This window comes from Saccharopolyspora sp. NPDC049357 (genome assembly GCF_040677225.1).
Classification (GTDB): Bacteria; Actinomycetota; Actinomycetes; order Mycobacteriales; family Pseudonocardiaceae; genus Saccharopolyspora.
Map to the genome: position 1 here is coordinate 148,926 of NZ_JBFAQJ010000002.1, position 15,173 is coordinate 164,098.

Consider the following 15,173-nt stretch of genomic DNA (forward strand, 5'->3'; position numbering starts at 1 on the left):
GGGACCCTGAGTTCCACTGAAATCGGGGTCCCGAGTTCCACTGAAATCTGGTCAGTCCGCGATGAGGGCTTGGGCCTCGCCCTTGGCGTTGGCTCGGAGGATGGGGGTGTTCTTGGTGAGGTCGTGGGCGGCCGCGACCGAGGCGTGGTCGAGGGTTTCCGCGTCGGTGACGACCGCGGCGGCCTCCAGGCCCTCGGCGCCGCTGGAGACGGCCGCGGCCACGGCGGCCTGCAAGGCCGTGAGCTTCAGGGACGACAGGTCCACCGTGGTGGCCGCGTAGGTGCGGCCGTCGGTGTCGCGGACCGCCGCGCCTTCGGCGGCGCCGTTGCGGGCGCGGGAGGAACGCGCGAGCGTGACGATCTTGGCGTCCTCCGGGTCGAGCTCCTGCGGTGCCGCCTTCTCGACGTGCTCAGCCACGGCTGTTGCTTCCCTCCTGGTCGGCACCGCGCAGCGGTGCTTGATCGGTGTTCACCCGGTGGACCAGCAACGCGTTGATGCGGATCCGGCCCCGGTGGTCCTTGCCGCCCTCGGCGCGCAGCCGAAGGCCGGCGATCTCGGTCTCGGCGCCCGGCAGCGGCACCCGGCCGAGCCGTTGCGCCAGCAGACCGCCGACGGTCTCCACGTCGGAGTCGTCGAGCTCGACGTCGAACAGCTCGCCCAGGTCCTCGACCGGGAGCCGGGAGCTCACCCGGACGGTGCCGTCCTCCATGCGCTCGACCGGGCGGTGCTCCTCCCGGTCGGACTCGTCGGTGATCTCGCCGACGATCTCCTCCACGATGTCCTCGATGGTCAGCAGACCGGCGGTGCCGCCGTACTCGTCGACGGCGATGGCGAGGTGACCGCGCGAGATCTGCATCTCGCGCAGCAGCTCGTCGAGCCGCTTGGTGTCGGGCACGAAGGTCGCGGGCCTCATCAGCTCCACCACCGCGGGCCCTGCGGCGTCGGTGGTCTCCAGCACGATGCGGGTGAGGTCCTTGAGCGTGACCAGGCCGACGATGTCGTCGACGCTGTCACCGATCACCGGGATCCGGGAGAAGCCCGAGCGCAGGCACAGCGCGAGCGCCTGCCGAGCCGATTTGGTCTGCTCGATCCAGATGATCTCGGTGCGCGGCACCATCACCTCGCGCGCGAGGGTGTCGCCGAGCTCGAAGACCGAGTGGATCATCTCCCGCTCGCCCGCGGCCACCACGCCGCGCTCACCGGCCAGGTCGACCAGCTCGCGCAGCTCCACCTCGGTGGAGAACGGTCCCTCGCGGAAGCCCTTGCCCGGCGTGATCATGTTGCCGATCAGGATCAGCAGCCGGGTCAGCGGGTTGAGCAATCGGGCCAGCACGCGGACCGGCACCGCGATCTTCAGGCCGATGCCGTACGGGTGCTGCCTGCCGAGCGTGCGCGGTCCGACGCCGACCAGCACGTACGAGGCGACCAGCATGATCAGCACCGCGACGACCAGCGCCCAGGCCTCCGACTCCGCGACGCGCAGCGCCACCACCGTGACCAGCACGGTCGCGCCCATCTCGCAGGCGAGGCGGAGCAGGAGCAGCAGGTTGACGTGCCTGGGCCGGTCGCCGAGCAGCAGGACGAGCTGCTTCGCGCCGGTGCGGCCCTGGCGGGCCAGGTCTTCGGCGCGCGCGTGGGAGGCCACGGTGATGGCCGCCTCGGAGGCGGCGAACACCCCGGCCGCGAGCACCAGCAGCACCGCGAGCACCAAGAACGCGGTGGAACCGGCCAACTCCACTCCTCTAGTTCACCGGAGCCGGGCCCGCGCCCGGCTCGTCGTCCAGACCGACCGCGCCCAGGACCTTGTCGTCCGCGCTGCGCTGGGCCTGCGCCCGCTCGGCCTCGTCACGCGCCTCGCGGTACTCGGCCAGGATGCGGTTCTGCAGCCCGAACATCTCGCGCTCCTCCTCCGGCTCGGCGTGGTCGTAGCCGAGCAGGTGCAGGACGCCGTGCACGGTCAGCAGGTGCAGCTCGTCGAGCGTGCTGTGACCGGCCTTCTTCGCCTGGTCCTTGGCGAAGGCGGGGCACAGCACGATGTCGCCGAGCAGCGCCGGACCGGAACCGGCCGAGTCCGGGCGGCGGGCCGAGTCGTACTCGTCCATCGGGAAGGACATCACGTCGGTGGGGCCGGGCAGGTCCATCCACCGCTCGTGCAGGTCGGCCATCACGTCGAGGTCCACCAGCACTATGGACAGCTCGGCGAGCTGGCTGACGCTCATCTTGTCGAGCGCGAAGCGGGCCACCGAGACGATCGTCTCCTCGGGCACCGCGACGCCGGATTCGTTGGCGATCTCGATGGTCATGCTCGTCCTCGTCGCTGGCCGTTGCGCCGTTCGTCGTGCTGGTCGGCGTCGTTGATCGCGTGCCAGCGGTCGTAGGCGTTGACGATGTCGGTGACCAGCCGGTGCCGCACCACGTCGTGGCTGTCCAGCTGGGAGAAGTGCACGTCGTCGACGTCGTCCAGGATGTTCTGCACCATCTTCAGGCCGCTGCGCTGGCCCCCGGGCAGGTCGATCTGGGTGACGTCACCGGTGACCACGATCTTGGAGCCGAAGCCCAAGCGGGTCAGGAACATCTTCATCTGCTCGGGCGTGGTGTTCTGCGCCTCGTCCAGGATGATGAAGGAATCGTTGAGCGTGCGCCCGCGCATGAAGGCCAGCGGGGCGATCTCGATCGTCCCCGCCTGGGTCAGGCGCGGCACGGATTCCGGATCGACCATGTCGTGCAGCGCGTCGTACAGCGGCCGCAGGTAGGGGTCGATCTTCTCGTAGAGGGTGCCGGGCAGGAACCCCAGCCGCTCGCCGGCCTCGACGGCCGGGCGGGTGAGGATGATCCGGTTGACCTGCTTGGCCTGCAACGCCTGCACGGCCTTGGCCATGGCCAGGTACGTCTTGCCGGTACCGGCGGGGCCGATGCCGAACACCACGGTGTGGTGGTCGATGGCGTCGACGTAGCGCTTCTGGTTGAGCGTCTTGGGGCGGATGGTCCGACCGCGCCGCGACACGATGTCCAGGCTGAGCACGTCGGCCGGCGACTCGTTGTGGTCGGCCGAGAGCATCCCCACGCTGCGGCGGACGATGTCGGGATTGAGCTGGCTGCCCTTGCCGATGAGGGCGATGAGCTCGGCGAACACCCGTTCCGCGAACGCGACCTCCGCAGGCTCCCCGGAGAGAGTCACCTCGTTGCCCCGGACATGGACGTCGGCGGTGAGCAGGTCCTCGACGACCCGCAGGTTCTCGTCCCGGCTACCCACCAGCGTCAGCACGACGTCGTCGGGGATGTTCACCTTGGACTGAGCCGTTGCGGTCTGCGGCTGCTCTCCGGACTGGGCGGCGGCGCCACCCGCTGCGATACCGGCCACGTAGTTCGGGCCTACCTTCTGCGCGTTGCGCGCGGGTCGTTCGGTCAGTTCTCCCTGCACCGATGGTAGTCCACAGGAGCAACCGAGTTGCCGACATGCTCCCCCGGAACGCGCCGGTCAGCCCTTGAGCGGACCGCCGGTCATGCCACCGAGCCATTCCCCGCCGAGCAGGTGCAGGTGCACGTGGAAGATGGTCTGGCCCGCGTCGGCGTTGGTGTTGAACAACAACCGGTAACCGGGCTCGGAGATTCCCTCCGCCTTCGCGATCTCGTGCGCGGTGGTGATCAGCTCGCCCAGCAGCTCCGGGTCGGCGGCGGCCAGTTCGGCGACGTTGCGGTACCGCTCCTTGGGAATGACCAGCACGTGCGTCGGGGCCTGCGGGTTGATGTCGCGGATCGCGATGACCCGCTCGTTCTCCCGCACGATGTCGGCCGGGATCTCCCGCGCGATGATGCGCAGGAACAGCTCCTTCTCCTCGCTCATGCCCCGAAGGCTAGCCGAAGTCGATGTCCGAGCCGCGGGCGGAAGTGGCGCCGTCTTTGAGGTGCTGCGCCGCAACCGGGGCTGGGGGGAGTGCTCCACTTGCGGCGCAGCTCTCGCCGGACCAAGGGGGGAGGAGTCCGGCGAGTGCGGAGAACCCGATGCCCGTGGGACACCGGTGACGACGTTGCTCGTCGCACTCTCGCCGCCACCGAGCGTATCTCCGCGTCAGTCGATCGCGCTACGCAAACGGGGAAGTTCTGGATCTTGGTGACCCGAGGTGTCAGGACCAGCGGGTGGTGACAGCCCCCAGCGCCCCCAGCGCCACGGCCGCGGCGGTCGAGGCCCGCAGAACCGTGTGCCCCAGGCGGGTGACCTGCGCTCCGGCGTCACCCAAGGCAGTGAGCTCGTCGTCGGTGATGCCGCCCTCCGGGCCCACCACCAGCAGCACCTCGCCGGAGTCCGGCAGATCGGCGGAGGTCAGCGGGCCGGTGGCCGACTCGTGCAGGACCAGCGCGGCGTCGGCCTCGGCGATGAGCGCGGCGAGCTGCCTGGTGCTGACCGGCTCGGTGACCTCGGGCGTCCAGGCCCGGCGCGCCTGCTTCGCCGCTGCCGCCGCAGTGCTGCGCCAGCGCGCCAGGGCCTTGGCACCGCGCGGCCCGTCGTCCCACTTGGCCACGCAGCGGGACGCGCGCCACGGCACGACGGCGTCGACCCCCGCCTCGGTCGCCAGTTCGACGGCGAGCTCGCCGCGATCGCCCTTGACCAGCGCCTGGACCACCCGGACGCGCAGCTCCGGCTGCGGCTCGTGCCAGGTCTCCGACACGGCCAACCGCAGCGAATCGCGTTCGGCGGCCTCGACGACGCAGCGCGCCATGCCGCCCTGCGCGTCGGAGAGCAGCAGCTCTTCGCCGACGCGCAGGCGGCGCACGGTGGCGGCGTGCTTGCCCTCGGGGCCGTCCAGCGTGGTGGATCCGGCCGCGGGCAACCGCTCCACCGAGAAGACCGGCAGCGACACGGGCTGCCTCAGCGGTGCCCGAAGGAGCGGAACCGGGAGAACAGTCCCTGCCTGCCGTTGCCGTTGGCGGTCACCGTCGGCTCGGGCTGCTCCTCGCCGCGCAGCTTGGCCAGGTCGCGCAGCATCTCCGACTGGGTTTCGTCGAGGTTCGTCGGAACCACGACGTCCAGGTGGATGTGCAGGTCGCCGTGGCCGCTGACCTTGCCGTTGGAGCGCAGCTTGGGCAGCCCGCGTCCGGTGATCACGTGCTCGGTGCCGGGCTGGGTGCCCGCCTCGACCGCGATCTCCTCGCGCGAACCGTCCAGCGTCTCCAGCAGCAGCACCGTGCCCAGCGCCGCCGCGGTCATCGGCAGTTCGACGTTGCAGTGCAGGTCGGCGCCGTCGCGGGTGAACCGCTCGTGCGGCAGTTCCTCGACCTCGACGAACAGGTCGCCCGCCGGGCCACCGCCGGGGCCGACCTCGCCCTCGCCGGCGAGCCGGACGCGCATGCCGTCGCCGACGCCCGCCGGGATCTTGACGGTGATGGTGCGCCGCGCGCGGACCCGGCCGTCACCGGAGCACTGCTGGCAGGGATCGGTGATGACCTCGCCGAAGCCGCGGCAGACCGGGCAGGGGCGGGACGTCATGACCTGGCCCAGGAAGGAGCGCTGCACCGACTGCACCTCGCCGCGACCACCGCAGGTGTCGCAGGTCGATGGCGCGCTGCCTGCCTTCGAACCGCCGCCGTCGCAGACGTCGCAGAGCACCGCGGTGTCCACGGTGATGTCGCGGTTGACGCCGCTGGCGCACTCCTCCAGCGTCAGCTCCAGGCGCAGCAGGGCGTCGGAACCGGGCTGCACGCGGCTGCGCGGGCCTCGGCCACCGCCGCCGCCTGCGCCGCCCCCGAAGAAGGCGTCCATGATGTCGCCGAGGCCGCCGAAGCCGGCGAACGGATCGCCGCCCGTGCCGCCACCGGCGCCGCCGTTGCCCAGCGGGTCCCCGCCGAGGTCCACGACCTGGCGCTTCTTCGGGTCGGAGAGCACCTCGTAGGCGGTGGTCACCTCCGCGAACCGCTCTTGAGCCGCCTCGTCCGGATTGACGTCGGGATGCAGTTCCCGGGCGAGTTTGCGGTATGCGCGCTTGATCTGCTCGGGTGTCGCGTCCTGGGAAATCCCGAGGGTCGCGTAGTAGTCCCTGGCCACCTTCTCCGTACTTCCTCTGCTCGATTAAGTCGAGTGAATGCCGGTCATGCCGGTGCGAACCTCACCGGCCGTCCAGGATCTCACCCACGTACGCGGCCACGGCACGGACCGCCGCCATCGTTCCGGGGTAGTCCATGCGGGTCGGGCCGACAACGCCCAGACCGCCCAAGACCATGCCATCCGAACCGTATCCGGTGGAAATCACCGAGGTCGTCTGCATCTCCAACGCCTCGTTCTCCGCCCCGATGCTGACCCGGACGGTACTCGAATCGCGGGCGGCGGCGAGCAGCTTGAGCACCACCACCTGCTCCTCCAGGGCTTCGAGGACCTGGCGCAGCGAGTTCGGGAAGTCAGCGACGTTGCGGGTGAGGTTGGGCGTGCCGCCGAGCACCATCCGCTCCTCCGGGTGCTCCACGAGCGACTCGATGAGCACGCCGCAGACCCGGATGAGCACGTCCCGCAGTTCCGGCGGGGCCTGGTCGGGCAGTTCGGCCACCGCGGCGGAGGCGTCGGCGAGCCGCTTCTCGGTCATCGCCGAGTTGAGCACGGTCCGCAGCCGGGCCACGTCGTCGTCGGTGATGACGTCGCCGAGATCGACCATGCGCTGGTCGACGCGGCCGGTGTTGGTGATCAGCACCAGCATCAGCCTCGCCGGGGTGATCGTGACCACCTCGACGTGCCGGACGGTGGACCGGGTCAGCGTCGGGTACTGGACGACGGCGACCTGCTGGGTGAGCTGCGCGAGCAACCGCACGCTGCGGCGCATCACGTCGTCGAGGTCCAGAGCGCCGTCCAGGAAGTTGCGGATGGCGCGGCGTTCGGGACCGGTCAGCGGCTTGACCTCGTGCAACCGGTCGACGAACAACCGGTAGCCCTTGTCGGTGGGCACCCGTCCGGCGCTGGTGTGCGGCTGGACGATGAAGCCGTCCTCCTCCAGGGCCGCCATGTCGTTGCGCACGGTGGCGCTGGACACACCGAGGTTGTGGCGGTCGACCAACGCCTTCGAACCGACCGGCTCCTTGGACGACACGAAGTCGGCCACGATCGCCCGCAGGACCTCGAAGCGGCGTTCATCCGCGTTCACCCGCGCACCTCCTCAACAGCCTGCCCAGCGGATTTCGCGGTAATCCTTGCCCACACCGATCCGCGCACCCGAAGCTCGGGGCTCTGGGCGCCCACATCGAGTTTACGGTGTTCGTCCCCCAGAACCGAGAGCCGCAGCTCGCACCCGCGCAGGCGTGCGGCAGCGCTGCTACTGACGGAGCCGTGGAGCCGTCCAAGCGCGCAACGTCCCGGCGATTTCCGGAACATCGAGCTCGCCGGAGGCGATGGCCACCACGAACTTCTCACCGTCATCAACCGTCGGAGCGGTCAGGAGAACACCGTTGATCCAGTAGAAACCGAAGGTGCCGACCCACCCGAGCCGCTCGTTGCCGTCCACCAACGCGTGGTTGCGGACGAGCGAATGCAACAAGGCCGCCGCTTTGTCGTGCACCGTCGGATAGGCGTCCTTCCCGAAAACGGTTGCCTGTGCGCGTGCGAGCGCGCCCTGCAGCAAACCCCAGTCTCGAACCTCCGGTTGATGCCCCAGAGCGCGTGTCGCGGCGAGGACCAGGTCATCGATGGAGGGAAACCTGGTCACCTACTGACCCAACCTCTCGATGAGCTCGGCGTCTCGCTGCACCACGAAGTCGACGGCCTCCGCGAACGAGACCTCACGCCGGGCCGTGTACTCGCGAATGGCCTGGCGCGCAACGTCCTGCATCGACCGGTGCTCGTCTTCCGCCGCTTGACGGAGAGCCTCGGTTTCCTCGTCTGTCAGCCGCAGAGTCATCGCCATGACCGCATGATACCGCGCGATACCAACCGATGTCAGGCGAGGAGGTCTTGGACGACCGCGTCGGCGAGGAGGCGGCCGCGGTCGGTGAGGACGCAGCGGCCGTCGGCGAGGGCGTCGGGCTCCAGCAGGCCGTCAGCTGCGGCCTGGTCGGCGGCTCGGCGGCCCGCGTCGTCGAGAGTCCGCACCGACAGGCCGCTGCGAACGCGGAGTTCGAGCATGACGCGCTCGATGCGCTGGTCCTCGGCGGTGAGCAGTTCGCGGGCCTGCGCCGGGGAATCGCCTTCGGCGAGGGCTGCGGCGTAGCGGGCGGGGTGCTTGACGTTCCACCAGCGGACGCCACCGACGTGGCTGTGCGCGCCCGGACCGGCGCCCCACCAGTCACCGCCCTGCCAGTAGCCGAGGTTGTGGCGGCACTCGGCGTCGGCGTCGCGCGCCCAGTTGGAGACCTCGTACCAGTGCAGACCGGCCTCGGCCAGCTTGGCGTCGATGAGCTCGTAGCGGTCGGCGAGGACGTCCTCGTCGGGCATCGGCAGTTCGCCGCGGCGGACCTTGCGGGCCATGGCCGTGCCGTCCTCCACGATCAGCGAGTACGCCGAGACGTGGTCCACGCCCGCTTCCAGCACCGCGTCCAGCGAGTCGCGCAGGTCCTGCTCGCGCTCCCCCGGCGTGCCGTAGATCAGGTCCAGGTTGACGTGCTCGAACCCGGCGGCGCGAGCCTCGCGGGCGGCGGCCACGGCACGCCCCGGCGTGTGGGTGCGCTCCAGCACGCGCAGCACGTGCTCGGCGGCCGATTGCATGCCGAGGGACACACGCGTGAAACCGGATTTTCGAATGCGTTCGAAGAACTCCGGGGAGGTCGACTCCGGGTTGGACTCAGTGGTCACCTCGGCCCCCGCTGCCAGGCCGAATGTGTCCCGAATCGCATCGACGACCGAGCCGAGCCGCTCAGCGCCCAGCAGGGAGGGCGTTCCGCCTCCCACGAAGACGGTCTCAGCGGCCGGCGCGGGGCCTCCGGAGAGGGCCTTCGCACCGAGCTCCAACTCGGCTCGCAGACCGTCCAGCCAACTGCCGAAACTCGCCGAAGACCCCAGCTCATCGGCGGTGTAGGTGTTGAAGTCGCAGTACCCGCAGCGGGTGGCGCAGAACGGCACGTGGACGTAGACGCCGAAGGGGCGCGAACCCAGCCCGGTCAGGGCCGATTCGGGGAGGCTCCCGTCGGCCGGGGCCGGTTCGCCGGTAGGGGGTTGAGCAGGCACGCTTCCACTGTCTCACCATGCGGATGGGGTTGGTCCCGCCGGTTCACGCGTGGCACGCTGCGCGACGTGGGTGCGACTCTGCCAAAGCTTCTCCTGGTCGCCCGCAGGTACGTTGACCTGCGGCGGGTGGCCAGCGCGCTCTGCCTCGGCAAGGTCTGATCCCCCGCCGTCTTTTTGTCTTGTTCAGTCGGCGCCGGGCCTCCGAGGAGTGAGAGCCGTCACGCCGACGGTACTTCCACGCGGAGGCTTCGCGCCTGGAAGTCCCGGAGGTCGCGGACATGGCTCCCCCCACGGAATCGCCTGCTCGTCCTGCCCGCAAGCGCAAGACCCGCGGCGAGGGCCAGTGGGCGCTCGGTTACCGCGAACCGCTCAACGCAAACGAGCGCTCCAAGAAGGACGACAACCCGCTCAACGTGCGCGAGCGGATCGAGAACATCTACGCCCACCGGGGTTTCGACGCGATCGACCCGGGTGACCTGCGAGGCCGCTTCCGCTGGTGGGGCCTGTACACCCAGCGCGCGCCGGGCATCCCCGGAGCGCGCACCGGCACGATCGAGCCCGAAGACCTCGACGACCGCTACTTCATGATGCGGGTGCGCATCGACGGCGGTGCGCTGACCACCGAGCAGCTGCGGGTCATCGGCGAGGTGTCGCAGACCTACGCCCGCGACACCGCCGACATCACCGACCGGCAGAACGTCCAGCTGCACTGGGTCCGCGTCGAGGACGTGCCGACGATCTGGGAGAAGCTGGAGAGCGTCGGGCTGTCCACCACCGAAGCCTGCGGCGACTGCCCGCGCGTGGTGCTCGGTTCACCGGTTGCCGGCATCGCCGCCGACGAGATCATCGACGCGACCCCGGCGATCGCCGAGATCACCGAGCGCTACATCGGCGACCGGTCGCTGTCGAACCTGCCGCGCAAGTTCAAGACCGCGATCTCGGGTTCGCCGCGCTGGGACACGGTCCCGGAGATCAACGACATCTCGCTGGTCGGCGTGGTCCACCCGGAGCACGGTCCGGGCTACGACCTGTGGGTCGGCGGCGGTCTGTCGACCAACCCGAAGCTGGCCGTGCGGCTGGGCGCCTGGGTTCCGCAGGAGGACGCCGCCGAGGTCTGGCACGGGGTCGTGCAGATCTTCCGCGACTACGGCTACCGCCGCCTGCGCAACCGAGCCCGCCTGAAGTACCTGCTCGCCGACTGGGGCGCGGAGAAGTTCCGGCAGGTGCTGGAGGACGAGTACCTGGGCCGCAAGCTGATCGACGGGCCCGCGCCGGAGACGCCCTCGGGTCACCGCGACCACCTCGGCGTGCACCGGCAGGTCGACGGCAACCACTACGTGGGCGTCAAGAGCGCCGCCGGCCGGGTGAGCGGTTCGACGCTGATGGAGGTCGCCAAGGCCGCCGAGCGCGTCGGTTCCAAGCGGGTGCGCACCACCGTCGAGCAGAACCTGCTGGTGCTCGACGTGGCCGAGTCCGACGTGGAGGGTCTGACCGCGGACCTCGCCGAGCTGGGCCTGCACGCCGACCCGTCGCCGTGGCGGCGCGGCGTGATGGCCTGCACCGGCATCGAGTTCTGCAAGCTCGCCATCGTCGAGACCAAGCAGCGGGCGATCGACCTGGTCTCCGAGCTGGAGAAGCGGCTCGCCGACGTGCAGGCCGGTGTCACCGACCCGGTGACGATCAACCTCAACGGCTGCCCGAACGCCTGCGCCCGGACCCAGGTCGCCGACATCGGGCTGAAGGGCCAGATGGTCCCGGACGGCGACGGGAACCAGGTCGAGGGCTTCCAGGTGCACCTGGGCGGTGGCCTGGCCATCGACACCGGGTTCGGCCGGAAGATCCGCGGCCACAAGGTCATCTCCTCCGAGGTCGGCCCCTACGTGGAGCGGCTCGTGCGCAACTACCTCGACCAGCGCGAAGAGGGCGAGCGGTTCGCGCAGTGGGTCGCCCGCGCCGAGGAAGACGACCTCAAATGAGCGAGCGGGCGGTGCCGCAGTGCTGCCCGTACTGCGGCGACGAGGACCTCACCCCGGAGGAAGAGCCCTCCGGGGCCTGGAAGTGCCACGCCTGCCGACGGGTCTTCACCGTGCGGCTGGTCGGGTTGGCGCTGGGAGGGAACGGAGACTGATGACCGCCGAAACCACCACACAGATCGGATCGCGACGCAGCGACGAGGAGCTCAAGGCGCTGGTCGACAAGGCCGCGCCGGAGCTGGCCGACGCCACCGCGGAGGAAGCGCTGCGCTGGGCGGCGGAGCACTTCGGCGACGGCAGGCTGATCGTGGCCTCCAACATGCAGGACGCGGTGCTGGTCGACCTGGCCGCCAAGGCCATGCCCGGCGTGGAGATCCTGTTCCTGGAGACCGGCTACCACTTCGCCGAGACCATCGGCACGCGCGACGCCGTCGAGCAGGTCTACGACGTGAAGATGGTCAACGCGCTTCCCGAGCAGACCGTCGCCGAGCAGGACCAGGCCGAGGGCCCGCGCCTGTACGAGCGCGACGCGCAGCGCTGCTGCTTCCTGCGCAAGGTCGTCCCGCTGCGCAACACGCTGTCCCGCTACGAGGCGTGGGTGACCGGCGTGCGCCGGGTGGAGGCGCCGACCCGCGCCAACACCCCGATCCTCACCTGGGACGACCGCAACGGGTTGGTGAAGGTCAACCCGCTGGCGGCGTGGTCCGACGAGGAGATGCAGCGCTACATCGACGACAACGGCGTGCTGGTCAACCCGCTGGTTCCCGCGGGGTATCCGTCCATCGGATGCCAGCCCTGCACCGCCAAGCCGCAGCCGGGCGCGGATCCGCGCAGCGGGCGCTGGGCGGGCAGCTCCAAGACCGAATGCGGATTGCACGGCTGAGTTCTCAGCGCACACGAGCACGACTTCGACCCGGGTGCGGGTGTCCGGGAGACGACGGAGGGGAAATGACCACAGCAGACACCGAGGTGTCCGCGCCGCCGCAGGTGGACAACCTGGCCGCGCTGGAGTCCGAGGCGATCCACATCTTCCGCGAGGTGGCCGGTGAGTTCGACCGGCCGGTGATCCTGTTCTCCGGTGGCAAGGACTCCACGGTGCTGGTGCACCTGGCGATCAAGGCGTTCTGGCCCGCTCCGGTGCCGTTCTCGCTGCTGCACGTCGACACCGGGCACAACTTCCCGGAGGTGCTGGACTTCCGCGACGACATCGTCGAGAAGCACCAGCTGCGCCTGGTCGTGGCCGAGGTGCAGGACTACATCGACGACGGCCGGCTGCAGGAGCGCGCCGACGGCACCCGCAACCCGCTGCAGACCCAGCCGCTGCTGGACGCCATCGGCGACAACAAGTTCGACGCCGTCTTCGGCGGCGGTCGCCGCGACGAGGAGCGGGCCCGCGCCAAGGAGCGCATCTTCAGCCTGCGCAACGCCTTCGGGCAGTGGGACCCGCGCCGGCAGCGCCCGGAGCTGTGGAACCTCTACAACGGGCGGCACCGCCCGGGTGAGCACGTGCGCGTGTTCCCGCTGTCGAACTGGACCGAGCTGGACATCTGGCGCTACATCCAGCGGGAGAAGATCGAGCTGCCGGAGATCTACTACGCGCACCGCCGCGAGGTCTACCTGCGCGACGGCATGTGGCTGACCTCCGGCCCGTGGGGCGGTCCGCGCGACGGGGAGAACCCGGAGTCCAAGACGGTGCGCTACCGCACGGTCGGCGACGGTTCCTGCACCGGCGCTGTCGAGTCCGAGGCGTACACCGTGGACGACGTCATCGCCGAGGTCGCGGCCAGCCGCCTCACCGAGCGAGGCGCGACCCGCGCAGACGACCGGATCAGCGAAGCCGCCATGGAAGACCGCAAGCGCGAGGGTTACTTCTGATCCCGCCCGTCCTCCGTTCTCCCTCCCACTGCCACCAGGAATGGGTTTCCAGACGATGACCGAGACCACGACTCGCACCGCCCCGGACAGCGGCACCGAGGTGACGCTGCCGGTGCACACCGATCTGCTGCGACTGGCCACCGCGGGCTCCGTCGACGACGGCAAGTCCACGCTGGTGGGTCGGCTGCTGCACGACACCAAGTCGGTGCTGGCCGACCAGCTCGACGCGGTGCACCGGGCCAGCGCGGACCGCGGCCTGGCCACCCCTGACCTGTCGCTGCTGGTCGACGGCCTGCGCGCGGAGCGCGAGCAGGGCATCACCATCGACGTGGCCTACCGCTACTTCGCCACGCCGAAGCGCACCTTCGTGCTGGCCGACACCCCCGGCCACGTGCAGTACACCCGCAACACCGTGACCGGTGCCTCGACCGCCCAGCTGGCGGTGCTGCTGGTCGACGCCCGCAACGGCGTCGTCGAGCAGACCCGGCGGCACGCGGCGGTGCTGGCGCTGCTGGGCGTGCCGCAGCTGGTGCTGGCCGTGAACAAGATCGACATGGTGGACTTCGACGAAGCGACCTTCACCCGCATCGCCGAGGAGTTCGCCCTCCACGCCAGGGCTCTCGGCTACGCCGACGACGCCGTGGTGACCATCCCGGTGTCGGCGCTGCTCGGCGACAACGTGGTGGAGCGCTCCGAGAACACGCCCTGGTACTCCGGCCCGTCGCTGCTGGAGCACCTGGAGAGCGTGCCGGTCGCGCCGGACCCGCACGACGTGCCGTTCCGGATGCCGGTGCAGTACGTGATCCGGCCGCGCACCGCCGAGCACCCGGACTACCGCGGCTACGCGGGCCAGGTCGGCGCCGGTGTGGTGCGGGCCGGGGACGACGTCGTCGTGCTGCCCGCCGGGGTGCGCACCAAGGTGTCCAAGGTGGACACCGCCGACGGCGAGCGGGCGGAGGCCGCGGCGGGTCACTCGGTGACGCTGCTGCTGGAGGACGACGTCGACATCTCGCGCGGCGACCTGATCGCCGCGGCGGAGACCGCTCCCCGGCTGACCGACGAGCTCGACGCCACCGTGTGCTGGCTGGCGGAGAAGACGCTGAACCCGGGCGCGAAGGTGCTCGTCAAGCACGGCGCCCGCACCGTGCAGGCGATGGTCACCGAGCTGTCGGCGCGCTTCGACGAGCAGCAGCTGACCAGCGTCGCCGCCCCGGACTCGTTGCAGCTCAACGAGATCGGCCGGGTGCAGCTGCGCACCGCCGAGCCGCTGCCGGTCGACGACTACGCCGACAGCCGCCGCAACGGCTCCTTCCTGGTCATCGACCCGGCCGACGGCACCACCCTGGCCGCGGGCCTGATCGGTGTGCCGCTGGCTCCGTTCGCCGAAGCGTCGCGATGACCACCGCGCCGCTGGTCGCCGTCGCGCACGGCAGCCGGGATCCGCGCTCCGCCGCGACGATCCACCGGCTGCTGGACGTGGTGCGCGCGCTGCGGCCGGAGCTGGACGTGCGCGTGGCGTTCCTGGACCTGTCCCAGCCGCTGCTGGGCGACGTCCTGGACGCCGTGCGCGCCGACGGGCACCGGGAGGCCGTGGTCGTGCCGCTGCTGCTCGGCCACGCCTTCCACGCCCGCGTCGACGTGCCCGCAGCCGTCGCCGACGCGCAGCAGCGGCATCCGGACCTCCGGGTGCGCATCGGCGACGTGCTGGGTCCGGACCCGCGGCTGGACGCCGCGGCGTGGCGCCGCTTGCTGGCAGCGGGTGCCGACCCCGACGATCCGGAGCTCGGTGTTCTGCTGGCGGGCGCGGGATCGTCGCACGCACCGGCCAACCGCCTGGTCGCCGACGTCGCGGCCCGCTGGCAGTCGCGCACCTCCTGGGCCGGAACGGTCGCGACCTTCGCGGCTGCGGCGGACCCGGACGTCCCGGCGGCCATCGAGCTGCTGCGGGCCCGCGGTGCGCGGCGGTTCGCGGTCGGGTCCTGGTTCCTGGCGCCGGGGCTGCTCCCGGACCGCATCGTCGAGCTGGCCCAGGCCCGCTCGGACGCTCCGCTGATCGCGGGTCCCATGGCCGATGATCCGGGCGTGGCCGATCTCGTCCTGCACCGCTACGACCTGGCCACCGTCGACGCACCGCTGCCCGTCCCGGCGTGAGAATGGGCAGCTCGTCTCGCGCGCAACGGTTTGGCGAG

18 protein-coding genes are annotated in these 15,173 nt (G+C 70.7%); 7 read left to right on the top strand and 11 right to left on the bottom strand.

Going from position 1 to position 15,173, the window contains the following annotated elements; genetic code table 11:
* Nucleotides 1-51: 51 nt before the first annotated feature.
* From AB0J91_RS02400 to hemW, 11 genes are all read right to left on the bottom strand, one after another.
* On the bottom strand, nucleotides 52-417 hold the full coding sequence (locus AB0J91_RS02400) for a cytidine deaminase (RefSeq protein ID WP_363792716.1): 366 nt from the start codon (nucleotides 415-417) through the stop codon (nucleotides 52-54).
* On the bottom strand, nucleotides 410-1,732 hold the full coding sequence (locus AB0J91_RS02405) for a hemolysin family protein (protein ID WP_363863301.1): 1,323 nt from the start codon (nucleotides 1,730-1,732) through the stop codon (nucleotides 410-412). The genes AB0J91_RS02400 and AB0J91_RS02405 overlap by 8 nt, the downstream gene beginning before the upstream one ends.
* A gap of 10 nt (nucleotides 1,733-1,742) precedes the next feature.
* A complete protein-coding gene (gene ybeY / locus AB0J91_RS02410; protein ID WP_363792720.1) occupies nucleotides 1,743-2,303 on the bottom strand; it encodes an rRNA maturation RNase YbeY in 561 nt (186 codons plus the stop codon).
* The gene (locus AB0J91_RS02415; RefSeq protein WP_363863669.1) at nucleotides 2,300-3,352 is read right to left on the bottom strand and encodes a PhoH family protein; all 1,053 of its coding nucleotides are present in this window, start codon (nucleotides 3,350-3,352) and stop codon (nucleotides 2,300-2,302) included. The genes ybeY and AB0J91_RS02415 overlap by 4 nt, the downstream gene beginning before the upstream one ends.
* A 126-nt stretch (nucleotides 3,353-3,478) precedes the next feature.
* Nucleotides 3,479-3,844: a histidine triad nucleotide-binding protein gene (locus tag AB0J91_RS02420; RefSeq protein ID WP_363792722.1), complete on the bottom strand. Its 366-nt coding sequence runs from the start codon at nucleotides 3,842-3,844 to the stop codon at nucleotides 3,479-3,481.
* A gap of 280 nt (nucleotides 3,845-4,124) precedes the next feature.
* The gene (locus AB0J91_RS02425) at nucleotides 4,125-4,859 is read right to left on the bottom strand and encodes a 16S rRNA (uracil(1498)-N(3))-methyltransferase (protein ID WP_363863304.1); all 735 of its coding nucleotides are present in this window, start codon (nucleotides 4,857-4,859) and stop codon (nucleotides 4,125-4,127) included.
* 8 nt (nucleotides 4,860-4,867) lie between these two features.
* Nucleotides 4,868-6,040 (bottom strand): molecular chaperone DnaJ, encoded by a 1,173-nt coding sequence (dnaJ, locus tag AB0J91_RS02430; RefSeq protein WP_363792726.1) that lies wholly within the window; start codon nucleotides 6,038-6,040, stop codon nucleotides 4,868-4,870.
* Nucleotides 6,041-6,101: 61 nt separating this feature from the next.
* Nucleotides 6,102-7,124 (bottom strand): heat-inducible transcriptional repressor HrcA, encoded by a 1,023-nt coding sequence (gene hrcA, locus AB0J91_RS02435; RefSeq protein ID WP_363792727.1) that lies wholly within the window; start codon nucleotides 7,122-7,124, stop codon nucleotides 6,102-6,104.
* Between the two features lie 168 nt (nucleotides 7,125-7,292).
* Entirely contained in the window at nucleotides 7,293-7,682 is a 390-nt protein-coding gene (locus tag AB0J91_RS02440; protein ID WP_363792729.1) for a Fic family protein, read from the bottom strand.
* Entirely contained in the window at nucleotides 7,683-7,880 is a 198-nt protein-coding gene (locus AB0J91_RS02445) for a ribbon-helix-helix protein, CopG family (RefSeq protein ID WP_363792731.1), read from the bottom strand.
* 32 nt (nucleotides 7,881-7,912) lie between these two features.
* Nucleotides 7,913-9,136 (bottom strand): radical SAM family heme chaperone HemW, encoded by a 1,224-nt coding sequence (gene hemW, locus AB0J91_RS02450; RefSeq protein WP_363863307.1) that lies wholly within the window; start codon nucleotides 9,134-9,136, stop codon nucleotides 7,913-7,915.
* Between the two features lie 66 nt (nucleotides 9,137-9,202).
* On the opposite strand from hemW, the gene AB0J91_RS02455 reads away from it, so the two are divergent.
* From AB0J91_RS02455 to AB0J91_RS02485, 7 genes are all read left to right on the top strand, one after another.
* Complete coding sequence (locus AB0J91_RS02455; RefSeq protein WP_363863310.1) at nucleotides 9,203-9,295, top strand: putative leader peptide; 93 nt, start codon at nucleotides 9,203-9,205, stop codon at nucleotides 9,293-9,295.
* 119 nt (nucleotides 9,296-9,414) lie between these two features.
* Nucleotides 9,415-11,112: a nitrite/sulfite reductase gene (locus AB0J91_RS02460; RefSeq protein WP_363863313.1), complete on the top strand. Its 1,698-nt coding sequence runs from the start codon at nucleotides 9,415-9,417 to the stop codon at nucleotides 11,110-11,112.
* Nucleotides 11,109-11,264 (top strand): Insertion element protein, encoded by a 156-nt coding sequence (locus AB0J91_RS02465; RefSeq protein ID WP_132679448.1) that lies wholly within the window; start codon nucleotides 11,109-11,111, stop codon nucleotides 11,262-11,264. Before AB0J91_RS02460 ends, AB0J91_RS02465 begins: the two co-directional genes overlap by 4 nt.
* A complete protein-coding gene (locus AB0J91_RS02470) occupies nucleotides 11,264-11,992 on the top strand; it encodes a phosphoadenylyl-sulfate reductase (protein ID WP_363863316.1) in 729 nt (242 codons plus the stop codon). Before AB0J91_RS02465 ends, AB0J91_RS02470 begins: the two co-directional genes overlap by 1 nt.
* A gap of 65 nt (nucleotides 11,993-12,057) precedes the next feature.
* Nucleotides 12,058-12,984, top strand: a complete 927-nt coding sequence (gene cysD, locus AB0J91_RS02475; RefSeq protein WP_363792740.1) for a sulfate adenylyltransferase subunit CysD — start codon at nucleotides 12,058-12,060, stop codon at nucleotides 12,982-12,984.
* A 55-nt stretch (nucleotides 12,985-13,039) separates the two neighbouring features.
* Nucleotides 13,040-14,383: a GTP-binding protein gene (locus AB0J91_RS02480; RefSeq protein WP_363792742.1), complete on the top strand. Its 1,344-nt coding sequence runs from the start codon at nucleotides 13,040-13,042 to the stop codon at nucleotides 14,381-14,383.
* On the top strand, nucleotides 14,380-15,135 hold the full coding sequence (locus tag AB0J91_RS02485) for a sirohydrochlorin chelatase (RefSeq protein WP_363863319.1): 756 nt from the start codon (nucleotides 14,380-14,382) through the stop codon (nucleotides 15,133-15,135). Before AB0J91_RS02480 ends, AB0J91_RS02485 begins: the two co-directional genes overlap by 4 nt.
* The last annotated feature ends 38 nt before the right edge of the window (nucleotides 15,136-15,173 follow it).